Source organism: Metamycoplasma hominis ATCC 23114 (assembly GCF_000085865.1).
GTDB lineage: Bacteria > Bacillota_I > Bacilli_A > Mycoplasmatales > Metamycoplasmataceae > Metamycoplasma > Metamycoplasma hominis.
In genome coordinates this window covers 220,208-237,804 of the sequence record NC_013511.1, presented here as the reverse complement: position 1 = coordinate 237,804, position 17,597 = coordinate 220,208, and the positions used below count along the sequence as shown (strand labels likewise).

General features: G+C 26.1%; 17 protein-coding genes and 1 other RNA gene. All 18 read right to left on the bottom strand.

Annotation, left to right across the window (positions count from 1 at the left end; genetic code table 4):
* Positions 1-948, bottom strand: a complete 948-nt coding sequence (locus tag MHO_RS01130; protein WP_012855476.1) for an energy-coupling factor transporter transmembrane component T family protein — start codon at positions 946-948, stop codon at positions 1-3.
* On the bottom strand, positions 941-1,978 hold the full coding sequence (locus MHO_RS01125) for an ATP-binding cassette domain-containing protein (RefSeq protein ID WP_012855475.1): 1,038 nt from the start codon (positions 1,976-1,978) through the stop codon (positions 941-943). Before MHO_RS01125 ends, MHO_RS01130 begins: the two co-directional genes overlap by 8 nt.
* Positions 1,969-2,766 (bottom strand): energy-coupling factor transporter ATPase, encoded by a 798-nt coding sequence (locus tag MHO_RS01120; protein ID WP_012855474.1) that lies wholly within the window; start codon positions 2,764-2,766, stop codon positions 1,969-1,971. Before MHO_RS01120 ends, MHO_RS01125 begins: the two co-directional genes overlap by 10 nt.
* Before the next feature lie 200 nt (positions 2,767-2,966).
* Positions 2,967-3,335, bottom strand: a complete 369-nt coding sequence (locus MHO_RS05390; protein WP_012855473.1) for a hypothetical protein — start codon at positions 3,333-3,335, stop codon at positions 2,967-2,969.
* A 148-nt stretch (positions 3,336-3,483) separates the two neighbouring features.
* Positions 3,484-4,266 (bottom strand): hypothetical protein, encoded by a 783-nt coding sequence (locus MHO_RS05385; protein WP_012855472.1) that lies wholly within the window; start codon positions 4,264-4,266, stop codon positions 3,484-3,486.
* Between the two features lie 10 nt (positions 4,267-4,276).
* A complete protein-coding gene (gene hpt / locus MHO_RS01105) occupies positions 4,277-4,843 on the bottom strand; it encodes a hypoxanthine phosphoribosyltransferase (RefSeq protein ID WP_012855471.1) in 567 nt (188 codons plus the stop codon).
* Positions 4,831-5,490, bottom strand: coding sequence for a deoxynucleoside kinase (locus MHO_RS01100; protein ID WP_012855470.1), 660 nt, complete (start codon positions 5,488-5,490; stop codon positions 4,831-4,833). Before MHO_RS01100 ends, hpt begins: the two co-directional genes overlap by 13 nt.
* A gap of 98 nt (positions 5,491-5,588) precedes the next feature.
* Positions 5,589-6,467: a bifunctional 5,10-methylenetetrahydrofolate dehydrogenase/5,10-methenyltetrahydrofolate cyclohydrolase gene (locus tag MHO_RS01095; RefSeq protein ID WP_012855469.1), complete on the bottom strand. Its 879-nt coding sequence runs from the start codon at positions 6,465-6,467 to the stop codon at positions 5,589-5,591.
* A 1-nt stretch (position 6,468) separates the two neighbouring features.
* The gene (locus MHO_RS01090) at positions 6,469-6,651 is read right to left on the bottom strand and encodes a DUF2188 domain-containing protein (protein ID WP_020002640.1); all 183 of its coding nucleotides are present in this window, start codon (positions 6,649-6,651) and stop codon (positions 6,469-6,471) included.
* Between the two features lie 209 nt (positions 6,652-6,860).
* Positions 6,861-7,231, bottom strand: a transfer-messenger RNA (tmRNA) gene (gene ssrA / locus MHO_RS03000).
* Positions 7,232-7,663, bottom strand: coding sequence for an SsrA-binding protein SmpB (smpB, locus tag MHO_RS05380; protein ID WP_012855468.1), 432 nt, complete (start codon positions 7,661-7,663; stop codon positions 7,232-7,234).
* Positions 7,664-7,731: 68 nt separating this feature from the next.
* Complete coding sequence (gene rnr, locus MHO_RS05375; RefSeq protein WP_012855467.1) at positions 7,732-9,885, bottom strand: ribonuclease R; 2,154 nt, start codon at positions 9,883-9,885, stop codon at positions 7,732-7,734.
* A 15-nt stretch (positions 9,886-9,900) separates the two neighbouring features.
* Positions 9,901-10,152, bottom strand: coding sequence for a preprotein translocase subunit SecG (gene secG / locus MHO_RS01075; protein ID WP_012855466.1), 252 nt, complete (start codon positions 10,150-10,152; stop codon positions 9,901-9,903).
* Between the two features lie 91 nt (positions 10,153-10,243).
* Positions 10,244-11,938 (bottom strand): aspartate--tRNA ligase, encoded by a 1,695-nt coding sequence (aspS, locus tag MHO_RS05370; RefSeq protein WP_012855465.1) that lies wholly within the window; start codon positions 11,936-11,938, stop codon positions 10,244-10,246.
* A complete protein-coding gene (gene hisS / locus MHO_RS01065; RefSeq protein ID WP_012855464.1) occupies positions 11,922-13,199 on the bottom strand; it encodes a histidine--tRNA ligase in 1,278 nt (425 codons plus the stop codon). Before hisS ends, aspS begins: the two co-directional genes overlap by 17 nt.
* 14 nt (positions 13,200-13,213) lie before the next feature.
* Complete coding sequence (gene secDF / locus MHO_RS05365) at positions 13,214-15,910, bottom strand: protein translocase subunit SecDF (RefSeq protein WP_012855463.1); 2,697 nt, start codon at positions 15,908-15,910, stop codon at positions 13,214-13,216.
* 59 nt (positions 15,911-15,969) lie between these two features.
* The gene (gene ruvB, locus MHO_RS01055) at positions 15,970-16,923 is read right to left on the bottom strand and encodes a Holliday junction branch migration DNA helicase RuvB (protein ID WP_012855462.1); all 954 of its coding nucleotides are present in this window, start codon (positions 16,921-16,923) and stop codon (positions 15,970-15,972) included.
* Positions 16,898-17,518, bottom strand: coding sequence for a Holliday junction branch migration protein RuvA (gene ruvA, locus MHO_RS05360; protein ID WP_012855461.1), 621 nt, complete (start codon positions 17,516-17,518; stop codon positions 16,898-16,900). Before ruvA ends, ruvB begins: the two co-directional genes overlap by 26 nt.
* Between the last annotated feature and the right edge of the window lie 79 nt (positions 17,519-17,597).

Below are 17,597 nucleotides of genomic sequence, written 5' to 3'. Positions count from 1 at the left end.
TTAAACTCTTTGAAATGTTACTAATCATCATTTTGGCAATGGAACAGCGTCAAGTTGAGCCACTAAAACTAATGTTGTTAAACTAGCTATGACTAATACAGCAATTATATCTCTTCAACAAGGCGTCAACACTCTATAGTGAGATCTTTTAGCATAAGGTTCATAACCTCTTGATGTCATTGCGTCAGCCAAATCATTCGCCTTTGAAAATGAAGAAACAAATAGTGGAACAATCAAAACAATAAAGGATTTAGTCTTATCCTTTAAATTTCCATTTTTAAAATCGATACCTCTACTTGCTTGTGCTTTCATGATACGACCAGATTCTTCAAGTAATGTTGGGATAAAACGTAATGATATTGAAATAATCATTGTTATAATTTCTGTAGGAATTTTAATTAACTTTAAGGGGATTAAAATATCATTAATTGCTCTAGTTAGTAAAACTGGTTTTGTTGAAACTGTTAAAATTGTTGTTGTTAAAATAACACCATATATTCTTAAAAATATTGATAACGTTCTATAAATTGTAAATTTGGTTAATTGAAATATATTTTCGCTTCCAAATGGGGCTCAATAAATTGTATTAATTATTGTTTCATTTCTATAATAGACATAGGAGTCTAAATTTCCATCAGAAGCAAGCGGAACATAACTTAAAACCGAGTTTAAAGAGACTGCGCCTTTAACTGTAAACATATTTATTATCAATAGAAATATTGCAATATATAGTGGCAAGCGCAACTTGGAAAATAGTGATTTTAATGATTTTGTGGCTACTAAATAAAAAATCATTATTGAGAAAATTAAAATTCCCAAAGTTATAAAGTGATCAGCCATAAAAAGCAATATTATTAATAAAACATTTGTTAAAAATTTGAAGCGAGGATCAATTTTGTGAATAAATGTATCGTAATTTAAATATTTACCAATAATTGTTTTATTCATTTGTTCCTCCCCTGCGCTTCGTGGCTAAGTAATAATTAATTTTTTCAGCTAAATCTTCAACACTTGTTACCTTACCTACATCTACATTATTCTTTTTTAATTCATTAACAAATGATAATAATCTAGTAGGAATTAAATTATTTTCTATTAAGAAATTGTCGTCTGACAAAATATCATATGTATTTCCGTCTCTAATTATTTTTCCATCTTTTACAAATATTGTTCTATTTGTTCATTTTAGAGCATTATCAAGGTCATGTGTTACAATAATGATCGTTTTTCCATTTAAATAGAGATTGTGAAATAAGTTTAGCATTTCTTCGACACCTTGTGGATCAAGCCCGGCAGTTGGTTCATCTAAAACTAGAAATTTTGGTTCCATTGCTAATATACCAGCTAATGCAACTCTACGTTTTTGACCGCCTGATAAATTAAATGGACTTCTTTGCAAATAATCAATAGGCAATCCAACCATTTCAATATATTTAAGTGCTAATTTCTTAGCCTCTTCTTTACTTACACCCATTGAAATAGGTCCAAAAATTATATCTTTTTCAATGGTTGATTCAAAAAGTTGATATTCAGCAAACTGAAATACAACTCCCACTTGTTTTCTTAATGCCTTAATATTTTTTATTTTTCTTATGGTTTTAGAAATCTCTAAATCGGTTGTAACTCACTCAAACCTTTCGGATTTTTTCTTTAATTTTCAATCTTTTAGATCTTTTTTTCATTTTTCAAGAACAATTTCATATTCATTTGAATCATGTTTAATTTTTTTTAAGTTAGGTTTTCTAGGTTTCGGAGTTTTAATTTTTATTGGCAGCTCATTAAAGATAATTTTTCCAGTTGTAGGAATAATTAAACCATTAAAATGTTCAATAAGAGTTGTTTTCCCTGAACCCGTTGGGCCAATAATGGATATTGCTTCTCCTTCTGATATTTCTAAACTTACATTATCAATAACTTTTATATAAGTGGGCAATCCTTTGTCGTATTCTTTGGTAATTTCAGAAGCTTTTATTTGCATATTTCTTTAATTAATTCCTCTCTATTATATGTTGGTTCAATATCATTTAAGAGACTACTTAGTTTATAGATAAATGGAGAATCTATTTTTGCAATTTCAATAATTTCTTTGTTATTTAGGATTTCTATTGGTTTACCTTGAGCAATAACATGCCCGCCAGCAAATACTATTAATTTATCTGCTAGTAGTGCTTCATCCATATCATGTGTGATAGAAATTAATGTTTTATTAGTTTTTTTGTGTAAATTATGAATTATTTTATAAATATCATTACGTCCTTTAGGATCTAGCATTGAAGTAATTTCATCGAAAATAATTATTTTAGGATCTAGGGCTAATGTTGAAGCAATTGCAACGCGTTGTTTTTGACCACCAGATAGATTTTGTGGTTCTCTATCTAACTGATCTAACATTCCAACTTCTTGAGCATATTTATAAATAATTGTTTTCATTTCTTCAGGTTTTAGCATTTTATTTTCAAGACCAAAAGCAATATCATCTTCAACAGTTGAACCAATAAATTGGTTATCAGGATTTTGAAATACGATTCCAATTTTTTTTCTAATTTCTAATAAATTTTCTGAATTTATTTCTAATCCATCAATTATTATTTTTCCTGATGTTGGTTTATAAATTGCAGATAAAAGTTTAGAAAATGTGCTTTTTCCCGAACCGTTATGACCTAAAATAGCAATATATTGGCCTTCTTCAATTTTAAGATCAATATTTTCTAACGCCAACTTCGATGAGCCTGGATATTTATAAGATATTTTTTTAATTTCAATCATGTTAATAATTATAATAAATTAAGGTTAATATATTTTATTTAAAATATAAAAAATAGTGATTTTATCACTATTAAAAAATTAATTTTAAATAATTTTTTTAATATTTTATGCAACATTTATAAATATGGTAATTAGCTATAAAAAACTTAGGCAATAAAATATTTTTTAAAACCTAAAAAATTTAAAATTTTAGCAAATTTTTATTTATCATTTGTTTGATCTTCGTCTTTATCTTCAGTAAAATTTCATCTTGCTATTTTAATTTTTTCTTCTTTACTTTTAATGTTATTTTTAGGGCTTTTTAGTCTTTTTATTGCTTGAACAATTGGTCAATTTTCAAATTTAAAACTTTCTACAAATCCTTTTCATTCTGGTTTCAAAACATTTTCTTTATAATCTTTAAAAAACTTTTTAGGATTGCAAAAAAAGTCTTTTGTTTTTTGAATTGAATTTTTAAAATTGTCTTTTTCTTTTTGCAACGAAAGTTTAAATTTTTCTGTTCAACTTAAATGAGTTTTTTTAGGTTTATCTTCATCATTTATTATCTTATTAAAAAGCTTTATTTTCATGTTTTTCCTTAAAAATTATCAATAAATTAAAAATTCTTATTAATTAAAATTGCAATTAATATTTTTTGATGTTTTATATTAATAATTATAATAAATCTAGAAAATTAGTTTTTTTAAAATAAAAAATAGTGAATACTCACTATTTAAATTAAGTTAAATTTTCACTTCAATTTTTGTCATATTTTACTGAATATTTTTCGCACATTTTTTGAATAACTTTATCTCAATATTCAATACATTTCTTAGCATCATTAAAATGAAATTTAAGTCCCACTATCATTCCGTGGTTTGGCATTGTAGTTTTTGCCATTACAATTAAATAATGTAAAAATAAGTGTTGTTCATATGTTACCAATATAACATCACCAGTTTTATAATATTCTTTTGTTTGAGGATGAGCACTATAAATCGCTCCACTTATTTTTATTTCATCAATGTGGTGTCTGCAATAATTTCATTGGCCCACTTCATTAAGATAATTTTTGTAATATTTATTGATTTTTAATTTATTAAATTTACTTGTAGGCGATTTTTCTAATTTAAATTTTTTAATAATTTCGTAATATTTTTTAACTCATAAATTATTTAAATTTTCTTTAAAAAATTTTTGCGAGTCAAATAAGTAAGCGATTTGTTTTTCAATTTTTAAGGAATTTAATTTATCTATTCTTTTTAGGTCTTCAGAATTAAAAAAAGGCAATGTAATTTTTTTATTATATTCGTCATTTTTATTGTCTTTATTTAATTCTTTATTAGTTGAATTATCTCTTGTTTTTGATTGCTTATTTATTATTTTTTTTATTATAAAAATAACTACAGCAACTATTAAAATAAATGCCACAAACGCAGAGCCAATAGCTAAAGGAATGCTAGTGCCACTATCTTGATTTGAAGTTTCTGTTATTTGCCAATTTTGTAACTTAAGAATCATTGAAAAATTATTAGTGTTTTTTGTGTTTATTAATTTCTTTATCCGTCAATAAACCGATGTATGGTAATTGACGCATTTTTTCTTCTCAATCGAAGCCAAAGCCAACAACAAAGTCGTCTTTGCCGATTTCAAAACCAAAATTATCTTGTTTAAATTCTACTAATCTGCCAGATGGTTTATCAAGTAAAGTAAGAACTTTTAATGATTTAGGATTTCTTGATTTTAGCAGTGAAACAACTTTGGTCATAGTTCTAGCACTATCTACTATATCTTCAACAATTAATACATCTTTATCTGCAATATTATTTTGTAAATCCAATGTTATTTTGACATTTCCCGAAGATCTATCTTTTCCGTCATATGAGCTAGTTATCATGCAATCCAAAACAAAATCTACAGTTACGTCTTTAATTAACTGCGCCAAAAATGGCAAACAGCCTTTTAATAAACCAACTATGATTAAATTTTTTGAATTTTTATATGTTTCATTGACTCAATTAGCTAATTCTTTAATGCACTTTTCTAATGTTGCTTGATCAAAAAGAACTTTTTTTATTCTATAGTCTATTTGCGACATTTTTCTTTTTCACTCTCAATAATGTCCAAAGCTTTGTTAAAAACTTCTTTTTCTGTTAAGTTATTTGTGTCAATTACAACATATTTTAAGCCAAATTTTTGAGCAATTTCTTTAAAAATTTTAAAATAGTTTTCATGTAAATTACGGAAGTATTCATAGTTTTCATCTCAGTTATCTACTTCACTTTGCCTTCCGCGTGTAAATATTCTCTTTTTAAATGTTTCAAAATTAATATCTAAAAATATTGCAAAATCAGGCAATTCATCTTTACTAATTAATTTTTCAAACAAAGCATCATATGCATCTAAATATCTTTTACCTTTTTTAGATAAAATTAATTTTGCAAAAATATAATGTTCTATTGAAAATCTATCCAAAAAAATCATATCTTCAATTGGATCTTTTTTGCTTTTTTCAAATTCTTCTTTAATTTTATTAAATTTTGTAGAATGATTTTCAACTATATATGATTGAAATCCTATTGTTAAATTAGGCTTCCCTTCATAAAGTCATTTCAAAAATGTATTAAATACTTCGTCGTCTTCTTCAAATTCATGAAGCATAAGCGAACCTTCAAAATAACGATGAAGTTTTTCAGCTAATGAACTTTTACCGGCAGCAATCATGCCACTAACACCTATAATCATTTTCCCTCCTGTTTTATGTGATATTATTTTACAAAAAAATAATAATATAAATCAAATTTAAAAAAATTTTTTAGCCTTCAAAATCAGCTAAAAAATTTTTAATTAAAATATGATTTTAAAAATTTAAGATATGGTACAATAATTGGATTTTGCAAGGAACTTGCTTTTAAAAGATTAATGAGCAATGCCGAAATAGTCATTGGACCAACCCCTCCGGGAACAGGGGTTATAAATGAGGCAACATTAGAAAATTCATTAAAATTTAAATCCCCTGAAATTTTATTATTGCTATCTCTGTGTATTCCAACATCGATAATAACCGCCCCAGGTTTTACTTGGTCGTATGTGATTGGGTCTTTTGTGCCGGTTGCAACAATTATTATATCCAAGTCTTTAATATTATTTTTAGGAGTATCTTTATTGTATCTAAATACGTTATATCCTTTTAAAACTAAGAAATTTGCCAATGGGTACCCGACAATTTTGCTTTGACCAATAACTCCAATTTTTGCATTTTTATAAAGAATATTGTATTTGTTTAAAAGTAAAAAAATTCCACTAGCAGTAGCTGATAAAAAATAATTATTAGGATTTTTTAAATCAAGATTAAAAGAGGTTAGACCATCAATATCGTGATCTATGCTTATTAAATCCAATATTTCTTGACTATCTATAATTTGATTAGTTTGCATTGGAATTTGAACTATAAATCCGGTGCTTTGTTTATTTAATAATTCTATTGCTTCAGCGATTTGCAATTTACTTGCATTTTGTTGCAATTTTATTAGTTTTGTATTTAATCCTATGTCAGAAGCATATTTAAGTTTATTTTTTACATAAATATTTGACTCACTTAAATCGCCTACTTGTAAAATTCCTAAAGTAGGTCTAATTTCTTGAGGCATTTTTTCAATAGCTTTTTTTAAATCTTCTTTAACTTTTAAAGAGATTGCTTTACCATTTAATAATATTGCCATTTTAGCTTGTGAACTTTCTAAACTTCCCAGCTTTAGACTGAACATTTACAGATGAAGTATCTTGCAAAGTTTTTGCATATTGAACAGCTTCTTTTTGAGTCTTAAATACTCTCAATGCTCTTTTTCCTTTTGGATTTTTGACTGCCCAACCATCTTCATGCTTTACTACTAATCTGACCGCCATTTCCCCTCCTTATATATTTATAGTTAAAATTATATTAAAGTTAAATAAGTTTTATAAAACTATATTTAATTTATTAATTTTAATAACTAGATTATTTTAATTTTATAAAAAATAAAAATAATTTTTATTATTTATTTTTATTTTAAAAAAAATATCACCAAATTAAAAGAAAAAGAGATCATAAAACGCTGATCTCTTTATTTTTCATATGGTGGAAGCGCGGGGAATCGAACCCCGGTCCACACATGTTCATTATTAAGTATCTACAGTTTAGTTAATTTTATGTTTGGTTATATTATTATCAAATTAACAATCTTCATAATAACCATTGGCATAATTTTGCAATTAAAACGCCACTTTAATTGCTGAGCTCTCCAAAGGCTAGCAATGAACCGAGCTATTCATTAGCCTACCAGAATTTATTAGTATGCAAAAACTGGATTTGATGACATCATTTGATTTAAAACAAATGATTGTTTGTTTTGTTTTTCTTCTGCGCTTAAAAAGCCTAGTAGCATTATAGTTTGCCAAACTACTGCAACTTAATAACTTGCATGTATGTCGAAGCCTGTACGCCCCCTTAATAACTTGATTTTATTTGTTTCTTTATTTCGTTTTCTCTTTCTTTAGCTCGCTTATCATATTTTTTTAAAGCTTTAGCTAAAGCTATTTCTACCTTAATATGATTATTGCTTCAATATATCGAAGCCGGAACAATAACAAAAGAAAATTTTTCTTGCTTGTTTTTTAATTTTAATATTTCTGATTTATGCATTAGCAATTTTCTACTTCTTTTTAAATCGCCTTTTACCTGCATATATTGAGCAATATTTAAATTATTGATTCATAATTCTAGGTTATTACTAATTGAACAAAAAGAATTATCAAGTTTTGCATTTTTTGCCCTTAAACTCTTGACTTCTCAACCTAATAACGAAATGCCACATTCATATGTGGAATCAATTTCATAATTTGATTTTATAAATTTATTTGAAATTATCAATTTGGGCATACTATTATTTTATAAAAAAATATAACTATTAAAATTATTTTTAATTAATTAATAAAAAAATGTCAATGCTAAGCTAATGTTGCATTTACATTTCCTTTTTCGTGATCTATCGAAGTGATAGTAATTAAATACTTATTGCCTGCTTTATAGATTTTATTTTTAGATGATGCTTGAAAATCGTTGTCTTTATTAGTTGGAATCGTGAGATTTTCAAAACGAACTAAAACACTTGTTTGATATTCGTCAATGTTAAAAAACATTCCAAATTTTTCTATTGATACTAATGTTGCAAAAAATTGCTTATTAATTAAATTTTCAAAGAATTCCGATTTTCTAACATCAACAACACTTCGTTCAACAACCATTGCATTTTTTTCAGATTCACTATTCATTAAAGCAATTTGACTTATTTTTTGTTTTAGCGTTTCTGATAAATCGGGTGTTATTTCTTTCTTTTCAAAAATATAAGTTCTTATCAACCTATGTAGCAATAAGTCTGGATATCTTCTAATTGGACTAGTAAAATGTGAGTAAGCTTTTGAAGCTAAACCGAAATGGCCAATATTATTTGATGAATATATTGCTTTTTGCATTGTTCTTAATAATGCCATTTTAATAAAATCATCAAATTTATGTTCTTTTAATTTTGCAATCATTTCTCCAAATGATTTTGGTTCTCCATCATAAGGAACTTTTACATCCTTAAATCCACAAAAATTGAATAATTCTTGCAATAAAGTTAGTTTTTCAGGTGAAGGTTTTTCGTGAATTCTATAAATTGAAGGAATTTTTAAATTAGTCATCATTTGAGCAACGGTTTCGTTTGCCCGAACCATGAAGTCTTCAATTAATTTTTCGCTTTCGCCTTCTTCTTTCACCTTGATATCAACAACCTTTGTTCCATCCATTATAACTTTTGATTCTTGAATTTCAAAGTCAACATAACCTTCGGATATTTTTTTACTTCTAATAATTTTTGCAAGATCTCGTGCATGCAACAGCATATTTGCAACATCATCAGGAACACTTTTTATATTGCTATAAAAATCATTAACTTCATTATAAGTCAATCTATAATTTGATTTTATAACACTAGGATAAATTTTATATGATATATTGTTCCCTTGCTTGTCTATTTCTAATTCCAATGTTATACAAGCTCTGACTTCATTTGGGTTTAATGAACAAATTCCGTTAGACAATTCAACCGGCAACATTGGTATAACCCTATCGGGTAAGTAAATGCTTGTGCCACGCAATAAAGCCTCATTATCTATTAAATCGTTTTCCTTAACATAGTATGAAACATCGGCAATATGAATAAATAACTTTCAATTATTCTTTTCATTTTTATAACACGAAATGGCGTCATCAAAATCTTTAGTGTCAAGACCGTCAATTGTAACTGTCATTAAATCTATTAAATTTATTCTTGAATTAATTTCTTCTTGTGAAACAAAAGAAGGTATTGAGGAAACATATTCTAATAAATTTTGTGGAAAATTGACATTTACATCATTTTGGGCAATGATTTTTTTAATCACATGTTCTTTATCATTAATATTACCAATTATATTTTTATATGCAATAGCAACTTTTTTATTATTTGGTTTTAAAATCTCACAAGATACCAATGAATTTTTCAATTTTGTTATATCTGGGCATTCTTTTTCATTAATAATTTCAAATTTAGCCCTATCTTTTTCATCATAAGCATTAAAAAACAGTTTATTTGCGCTCTTTTCAATAGTTCCAACAATAGTTTTTCTTGCGTGATTTAAAATTTGAATAATATCGCCTTTATATTTTTTTATGCCATTTTCATAATAATAATAAATATTTGCAAGCAATAAATCTTTGTCCAATACCGCTTTTAATTGAAAAGGCGCAAGAAAGGCACTAAATACTTTAGTTTGAGATTCTTCTTGCATTTCAAAATCAATAAATCCTAATCTTTTGGCAGTTATTGATATTTCCTTTTGTACTTTAGTTAGAAAATAAATAGCGATGTATTTTTCATCGCTTTTCGTATCAATTAATTTTTTAGATAAATAGTTATTTAATATTTCTGATAATTCAAAATTCAAAAAAGCAGGAATTCTTAATTTTTTTGCAATTTCAATAAAAGTAATTCCATCACTTTCTCTTATGCATTTTAATACTTGTTCTTCATTAATTTTAGGGTTGTTATTCTTATTTTTAAAATTTTTTATATATGTCATCTTTATTTAAAAATTCTAACCATTTTGTATTACAACTCTTAAAGCGATCAAGAATATAAAAAGTAATATACCTAAAGTAATCATTGATCACTTTAATACTTTTTTAATTCCTCTTTCTTTTGATACTTTGAACAAGTCTAGGTCATTTGAACCAACTAAAGCTCCACTAAAACTATTTGAATCAGGAGCCATAATAAATGAAATTCCAATTATCGCAAATGAAATTATTACCAATATAACTGTTAAGGCTATTGAAGCAGCATGCATAAAATCCCTTTCTTTTTTTATGTTGTTTTGTTTATAATTAAAATCAAATTATTAATTTAACTATTACCCATATATTTTAATTTATATATTATTATTTTTTATTAATTTTAAGTTCCAATCCATATTCATCTAATTGTTCTTTTGTCACATCGCTAGGAGCTGATGTCAACAAGTCAATACCTTTAGCATTTTTAGGAAATGCAATTACATCTCTAATTGATTCTGATTTGGTTAAAATCATTAAAATTCTTTCAACTCCAAATGCAATACCATTGTGAGGAGGTAGACCATATTCAAATGCTTTTAAAAAGAATCCGAAACGATCTTGTTGTTGTTTTTCACTTAGATTAATTACGTCGAACATTTTCTTTTGAATCTTTGGATCATAAATTCTTATAGAACCAGATCCTAATTCAAATCCATTTAACACTAAATCGTATGATTTAGCTCTAACTTTTTCAAGCTCTCCAGTTTCTAAATATTTCATTGTAGATTCTTCAAATTGTGTGAACGCATGGTGAGCAGGTGAATATGTTTTTGTTTCTCTGTCATATTCAAACATAGGTCAATTTACCAATCATAAGAAATTCAATTGATTTGGATCTGCTAATTTGTATAAATCATTTGCAATTGTTCTAATTGCTCCAAGTGATTTCAATGCATCTTCTTCTAAATCATTAGCTGAAATTATTGCTCATGGGGTTGAAATATTATCTTCTTTTGCCTTATCTAAAAGACATTGGAATTCATTTTGGTTTGCTTCTTTTAAGTCGAATATGTCTAATATTTGTCCATTATTCTTTTTAAAAGTTTCATTAATTATTTGTTTATGTTCATTTATATTTCTGTCAAAAACAATAGCTTTTACAAATTTCTTATTATATTTGGCCGCAAATTGTTTTGAATAATCTTCAATTAAAAATCCAAATCTTGTATCTGGTTTATCATTTCCATAATGAGCCATTGAATAGAAAAAGTCCATTTTTGGAAATGGAGTTTCAATTTTGTACCCCAATTGTGAAAGTACATCCTTTCACATATCTTCACATAATTTAAATATTTCTTCTTGACTTCCAAATGACATTTCAATATCTAATTGAGTGAATTCTGGTTGTCTATCTTTTCTTAAATCTTCATCTCTAAAAACCCTGGCAATTTGGAAATATTTTTCAAATCCAGCAGCCATCAATAATTGCTTAAATAGTTGTGGTGATTGAGGTAATGCAAAAAATCTTCCTTTTCTTCTAGTAGGAACCAAGTAATCTCTAGCTCCTTCGGGAGTTGATTTACCTAAAATTGGGGTTTCCACTTCAATATAACCTTGTTTATCGAAGAAATTTCTTACCAAAAGTAAGAATTTATGTCTTAATCTTAAATTGTTAAGCATTCTTTCTTCTCTTAAATCAAGAAAACGATATTCCAATCTTATATCTTCGTTTGCATCATTTGTTGATTTTGAATTGTTAATTTCAAAAGGTATTTGCTTTGCTGAATTAAAAATTTTATAATCAGAAACTATAACTTCGATTTCTCCGGTTTTTAATGCTGGATTAACTTCTAAACGCTTTTGAACAGTTCCTTTTACATAAATACAACTTTCTTTAGTTAATAAAGGATCTGATACATTTTGAAATATTAATTGCACTACGCCACTTGAATCTCTTAAGTCAATAAAAACTTGTTGCTTAAATTTTCTTTTGTTTGCAATTCATCCACAAAGCTCTACTTCTTTGTTTAAATCATTAATACATAATGTTCCACAATAATTTTTATTCATTGTTTTCATCTCTTTTCATTTCACTAATAATATTTTTAAATTCGTCTAAATTAGTATAAATTATATTTCTTTCATTTAAAAGTGATTTTATTTTCAACTCATTTTTTTTCATATTTAATTCTTTAAAAATTAAATATTTTGGTTGCAATTTATATTGAAGTTTAAACAAACTCTTAATTGATTGTTTTTGACTTGGAAAAATTACTTGAAAATTCCTTCTCAAATCATAAGCAATTTTTCTTATTTCATTTTTTTCATCTTCATTCAAATAAGCAATTAATATCGTTTCATTAAAACTTAGCTCTGGATAATTGTCAATATTTGACATTATTATTTCCATTAATCTATCTACTCCAAATGCAAACCCAATAGAACCTATATCAGGTCCGCCAAAACTTTTAATCATACCATCATATCTTCCACCCCCAAGAACGGTACATTGCGAACCAAGGGCATCTGAATTTGAAACAAATTCAAAAACAACATCATTGTAGTAATCAAGTCCCCTGACTAAGTAGGGATTTATTACATATTTGATTTCAAATTCATCTAGTAAATCTAGTAAATTTTTAAATCTTTCTTTTTCAATTGAAGATAAATAATCTATTAATTTTGGAGCATTTTTTACAAAATCTTTTTTTATTTCTTCTTTATCATCTAAGATTCTCAAAACATTCTTTTGCAATCTAATTAAAGAAATTTCATTCAATTGTTCTTTGTATTTAGAAAAATATTCTTTTAATATTTCTATGTAGTTATTTCTTGACTCAAAAGAGCCCAAATTATTTATTTCTAAAGTAATGTTACTAATTTTTAACGACTTTAAAAAATCATATGCCAATTTTATTATTTCAAAATTATTCTCAATAGTTGAATTTTCAATTAATTCAACTCCTCCCTGAATAAATTGTCTATAGCGACCTTTTTGAGGGCGTTCGTATCTAAACATAGGTCCAAAATAGGCTAATTTAGTAGGTTCTAAATTATTTATTTTGTTTTCTACAAAAGCTCTTATTGTTGAAGCGGTTCCTTCTGGTCTTAAGGCAATGTCTCTTTGGCCATTATCCTTAAACAGATACATCTCTTTTGAAACAATGTCACTAGTTTCACCAACTGATCTTATAAACAAGTTAGCGTCTTCAATTATCGGTGTGCAAATTCTTTTAAAATTGTAATTTTTTATAATTTTAAAAAATTTATTTTCTATCAAATTCAAAACCTTTTCTTCTAACCCATATATATCTCTTGTGCCTTTAAGTCTTTGAAACATTGGTTCCTCCTTTTTTAGATATTAAAATCATTAATACCAACAAATGTTTGTTCGCTAATCTTTTCTGTTTCTCAATATTTAGTTTCAATTCTCTTTTGCTTGATTGAATATCTCTTTATATACATCAATCTTCAAATGTTTGGTAATATAAATAAATTGATAAATGAATTTGAAATAATAAACATTGAAGTTACCAATATTGTTGTTGCATTAAAGCCTGTCATCAACGTATATGTAGATGCCACAAAAATAATTGCAAAGAATATATTGAAGATGTTTTTATTCAAAGATTCTATTACATATTTTTTAAATATATTGTTTATTTGGCCAATTTCAAATATGTAATTTTTTGTATTTAAATTATTGCCAAATTCTTCCTTGATTGTTTGAGAATTAGAGATAGAATCAACTACACTAAATGCAGTAGATAATATCAATGCTCCTAAAATTCCATTGTTAAATTGTCCATGGCAAATTATTAATCAAACTATTGAACTTATAACTGCTAATATTTCGTTTATTCACATTACAAAAAACGCTATTAAACCAAATCTTATAATGCTATATATTCCACAAATTATTAATGAAACCACAATTATTAAAATAGTAAATCCAAAATTGATTAATTCACCATTTGCATTTAATGATATTTCGTGTATGTTCAAATCAAATTCATTACCTATAGCTGAAATTTTAGTATTAATAAATGTCTTTAAAGCTTCTAATTTAGTTGAATCAATCTTGTCCGCTGAAGAAATTAATAAATTATATGAGTCGTTAGTTAAACTTGATTTTTCAAAGAAAATATTTGCATTTGAAATATTTAATTCTTTTCAATATTTAATAATTTGATCAACTTCAGTTTTATTTCAATCACCATTTATTGATGATTTTTGAATAGAATATAAGTAATTATTTGCTAATGTTTCACTAGCATTAATTCCTAATTTTGTACTTTCAAATACACCGCTATATATTCCATAGAATACAATGGTTAATATTACAAATATTGCAAAACCTATACTAAAATATTTTGATTTTGAGATTAAATCAATCTTTGCTATCAAAGAATTTGCTCTTTTGCTATTTCAAACAATTCAATTTGTTCTTTTATCAAACGTTTCTGTTTTTATTAAATTTCACATTATTAACGCATTGACCAATACTCCAATAATCAATCCAGAAACCAATCCAATAAATAGCATTATGCCCATCGCATTTAAATATGAAGTTTTTATAAAAATAGTAAATATTGAAACCACAATTAATGCAAAGGCAATATCAAGTGTTGATATTATTCCAAACCTTAATGATTTATTTGTTGCTTTTATTCCGTTAGAACCTGAATTTACTTCTTTATCTAGACGTCTTAATATTTGCCAAATCATTAAAAATGTTAAGAATGTAGAAATTAAGAAAGTAAATGCTACCGCTCCCGTTATATATATATTAAATGAAGTAATAATTGATAAAAACACAAATATCATAAATGCCAAGCATATTGATGATACGATTCCATATAAACGATATTTTGCGATCAAAAATACTGCAAACAATGAAAATAAAATTGCTAAAACTGCTAAATATCTATTTTGATTTGTTGAACTACCAGTTAAAAAATAATTGTAAGTTTTAGTTAATTTAAATGGGGCATATGAATAGTTAATTGCAGCAGCAATATATTCATCGCTTAAACCTTCAAGATTTTCGTTTGCCAAATAAAATGATGATTCATTTTTTTCGGTTGAAAGTATTCTAGATGTTGCGGGATTGACTGCTGATATCAAATATTTTCTTGCATTAATTTCTTTTGATTTTAAAACAGGATATTTAATATCAATGATATTCCCTTTTTTGTCCTTTTTTATTTCAGGCAAAGCAGAATTTCCAACATAAGCAAAGTTTATAGGATTTTCTCCTGCTGCCTTTCATTCATCTGGAAACTCGGTTTTTGCTCTGCGAATGAATTCTGCCAAATTCATTCAAAAGTAAATTTTATTGCCTGGGTTATTTATAATTTCTTCACGCGAGGCTTTTCTATTACGTTGTAAAGATAAATTTGTTGCAAGCATGTACTCGTTTATCATTTGCACAAAACTATCCCATCCATATTCATCCAATTTAACTTGAATTTTTTGTCTTGCACCAAATTTGTTGTAGGTTGTTGCTGGATTTTTTTCTACGCTAATATTGTAGTTTTGAGGTCCATTTTTCAAAAAATCTTTAAGAGTTCTAGGAACATCAGGATTTGGATAAAACCTAGAAACATATTCACCTTTATAAAATAATGGATTACCGCCACCATCAGTTACTGTTAAATAAGGCTTATTAACAAAATTGGATATTAAATTATTAACATCCTTATCTGTTTTATCTTGATAACTAGTAGCAGAAATCAAATTTTTAGATACTAAATTAATATCATATGAAGTACTTAAAACCCCGTTTTGGTTTCCTATGTAATTCTTAGTCAAATTCAAAATTTCTTGATCTGATAATCCATATGATTTTTTATACGAGTTTTCTTTTTGATTTTCCCTTTCTATTTTTAACCCAATTTTAGCAAATGTAACATTTGAATTGGATTGTTTTTTAAGTTGCGGAAACAAATAAAAAATCGATCCTAAAATTGTCACAATCAATAAAATTAAAATTAAAAAAATGCTAATAACTCATCTAAATTTATTGTTTAAAATTTTTGTTTTCTTCATATAGTTAATAATTATACTAAAAAATGCATGTTATCTAAAATATTAAAATTACTTAGTAATTAAGTAATTATATTTTGACTCTTTAAATATTCTATGCCATTGTTTGTAATTTTTCTACCACGGGGTGATTTCTCAATTAACTTATAAATCAATAATATAGGCTCAATATCATTTAAAATAGTATATTTATCATCCTTAATTATTGAACTTATCGCATCAAGCGAAGAAAATTTGTCATTAAATACTTTATGTAATGTTTTTAAATATTCAATTTGAGGCGAATACAAACCATACAAATAAATACCTAAATACGAAAAGGCTTTCTTCACGGTTTCCAAGTCAATTAGATCAATTTTGTAATATATGGCAAAATCATTAACTCTTTTTAAAAGAGTATTAGCGACTCTTGGTGTTTGCCTTGAATGAATTGCAATAAAATTAATCGCATCATTTTTAATTTTTATCTTATTTTTAGTTGCAGAGTTAAAAATTATCTTAGCAATTTCTAAGTCGCTATAATCGCTTAATTTTCCTATATAGCCAAAACGATCTTTTAATGGTTTGGATAATAAATTGATTTTTGTTGTGGCAGCAATCAAACAAAATTTTTTTAGTTTCATTCTCATGATTTTTTTATCACCATCAACGCCCAACGCAACATCAATTGTTCCTTCTTCTAATGCTGAATAAAATAATTCTTCAATATTTTTGTTTATGCCATGAATTTCATCAATAAAAATTATGTCATTATCATTTATTGAAGAAAAAATAGTCAATACATCACTCTTTTTTTCGATTAATGGACCTTGAACATAAACAATATTGCTTTTTGTTTCTTTTGAAATTATTTTAGCAAGTGTAGTTTTTCCTAAACCTGGCGGGCCGTAAAATAGTAAATGATCAATTTGTTTTTTTTGAACCTTTGCAGATTCTATTATTATTTTAATAGTGGAAATTAGTTTTTCTTGGCCTACAAATTCATCAAAACTATTGATCGAGAACTCTTGACTCATTTTGCTTCATTCCAATTATTTTTATTGCATTTTCAACTGATTCTTCAATATTTTCGGTTATACTCATTTTTTCTAATGCGTATGAAATTTGTTGTTTTTTAAAACCGAGCATTCTCATTGTATATTCAAATTTTTCTCTTAAAGAGTCGCTTGTGTTTTTGCTCTTGATTTTAAGTAAATCTTCATCGCTTAATTTTGATAAAAATTTTGCATATTTTTGTTTATAGGCAAAAATTATATTGTTTGCAATCCTCAAACTTACATAAGACGCTTCGCATAATTTATCTTTATCTTCGTTTGCAATTAGTTGAATTAAATTTTCTCATCCTAAATTTAGAAGAGAAATTGCTGTCTTAGGTCCTAAACCTTGTAATGAAATTAAATCTTCAAAAATTATTAATTCTTTAAAATTTTCAAATCCATAAGTAGTTTTTTTATATTCATTTACCACATCGTAAATAAATATTTTTCTCAGATCATCCTTATTAAATCTTTTTATATCTGCCACGTATATCAATTCACCCTCACCATTATGATCTAAAATTAAATAGTTAGTGTTTACGTGCATTATTTTTCCATATAAATATATTTTCATTTTTGCTCCTCATACTTTTAAGTTTATTGGATTTTTCTGACTATTATTTCATTTGGGAAAAATAAGCGAAAACTCTTAT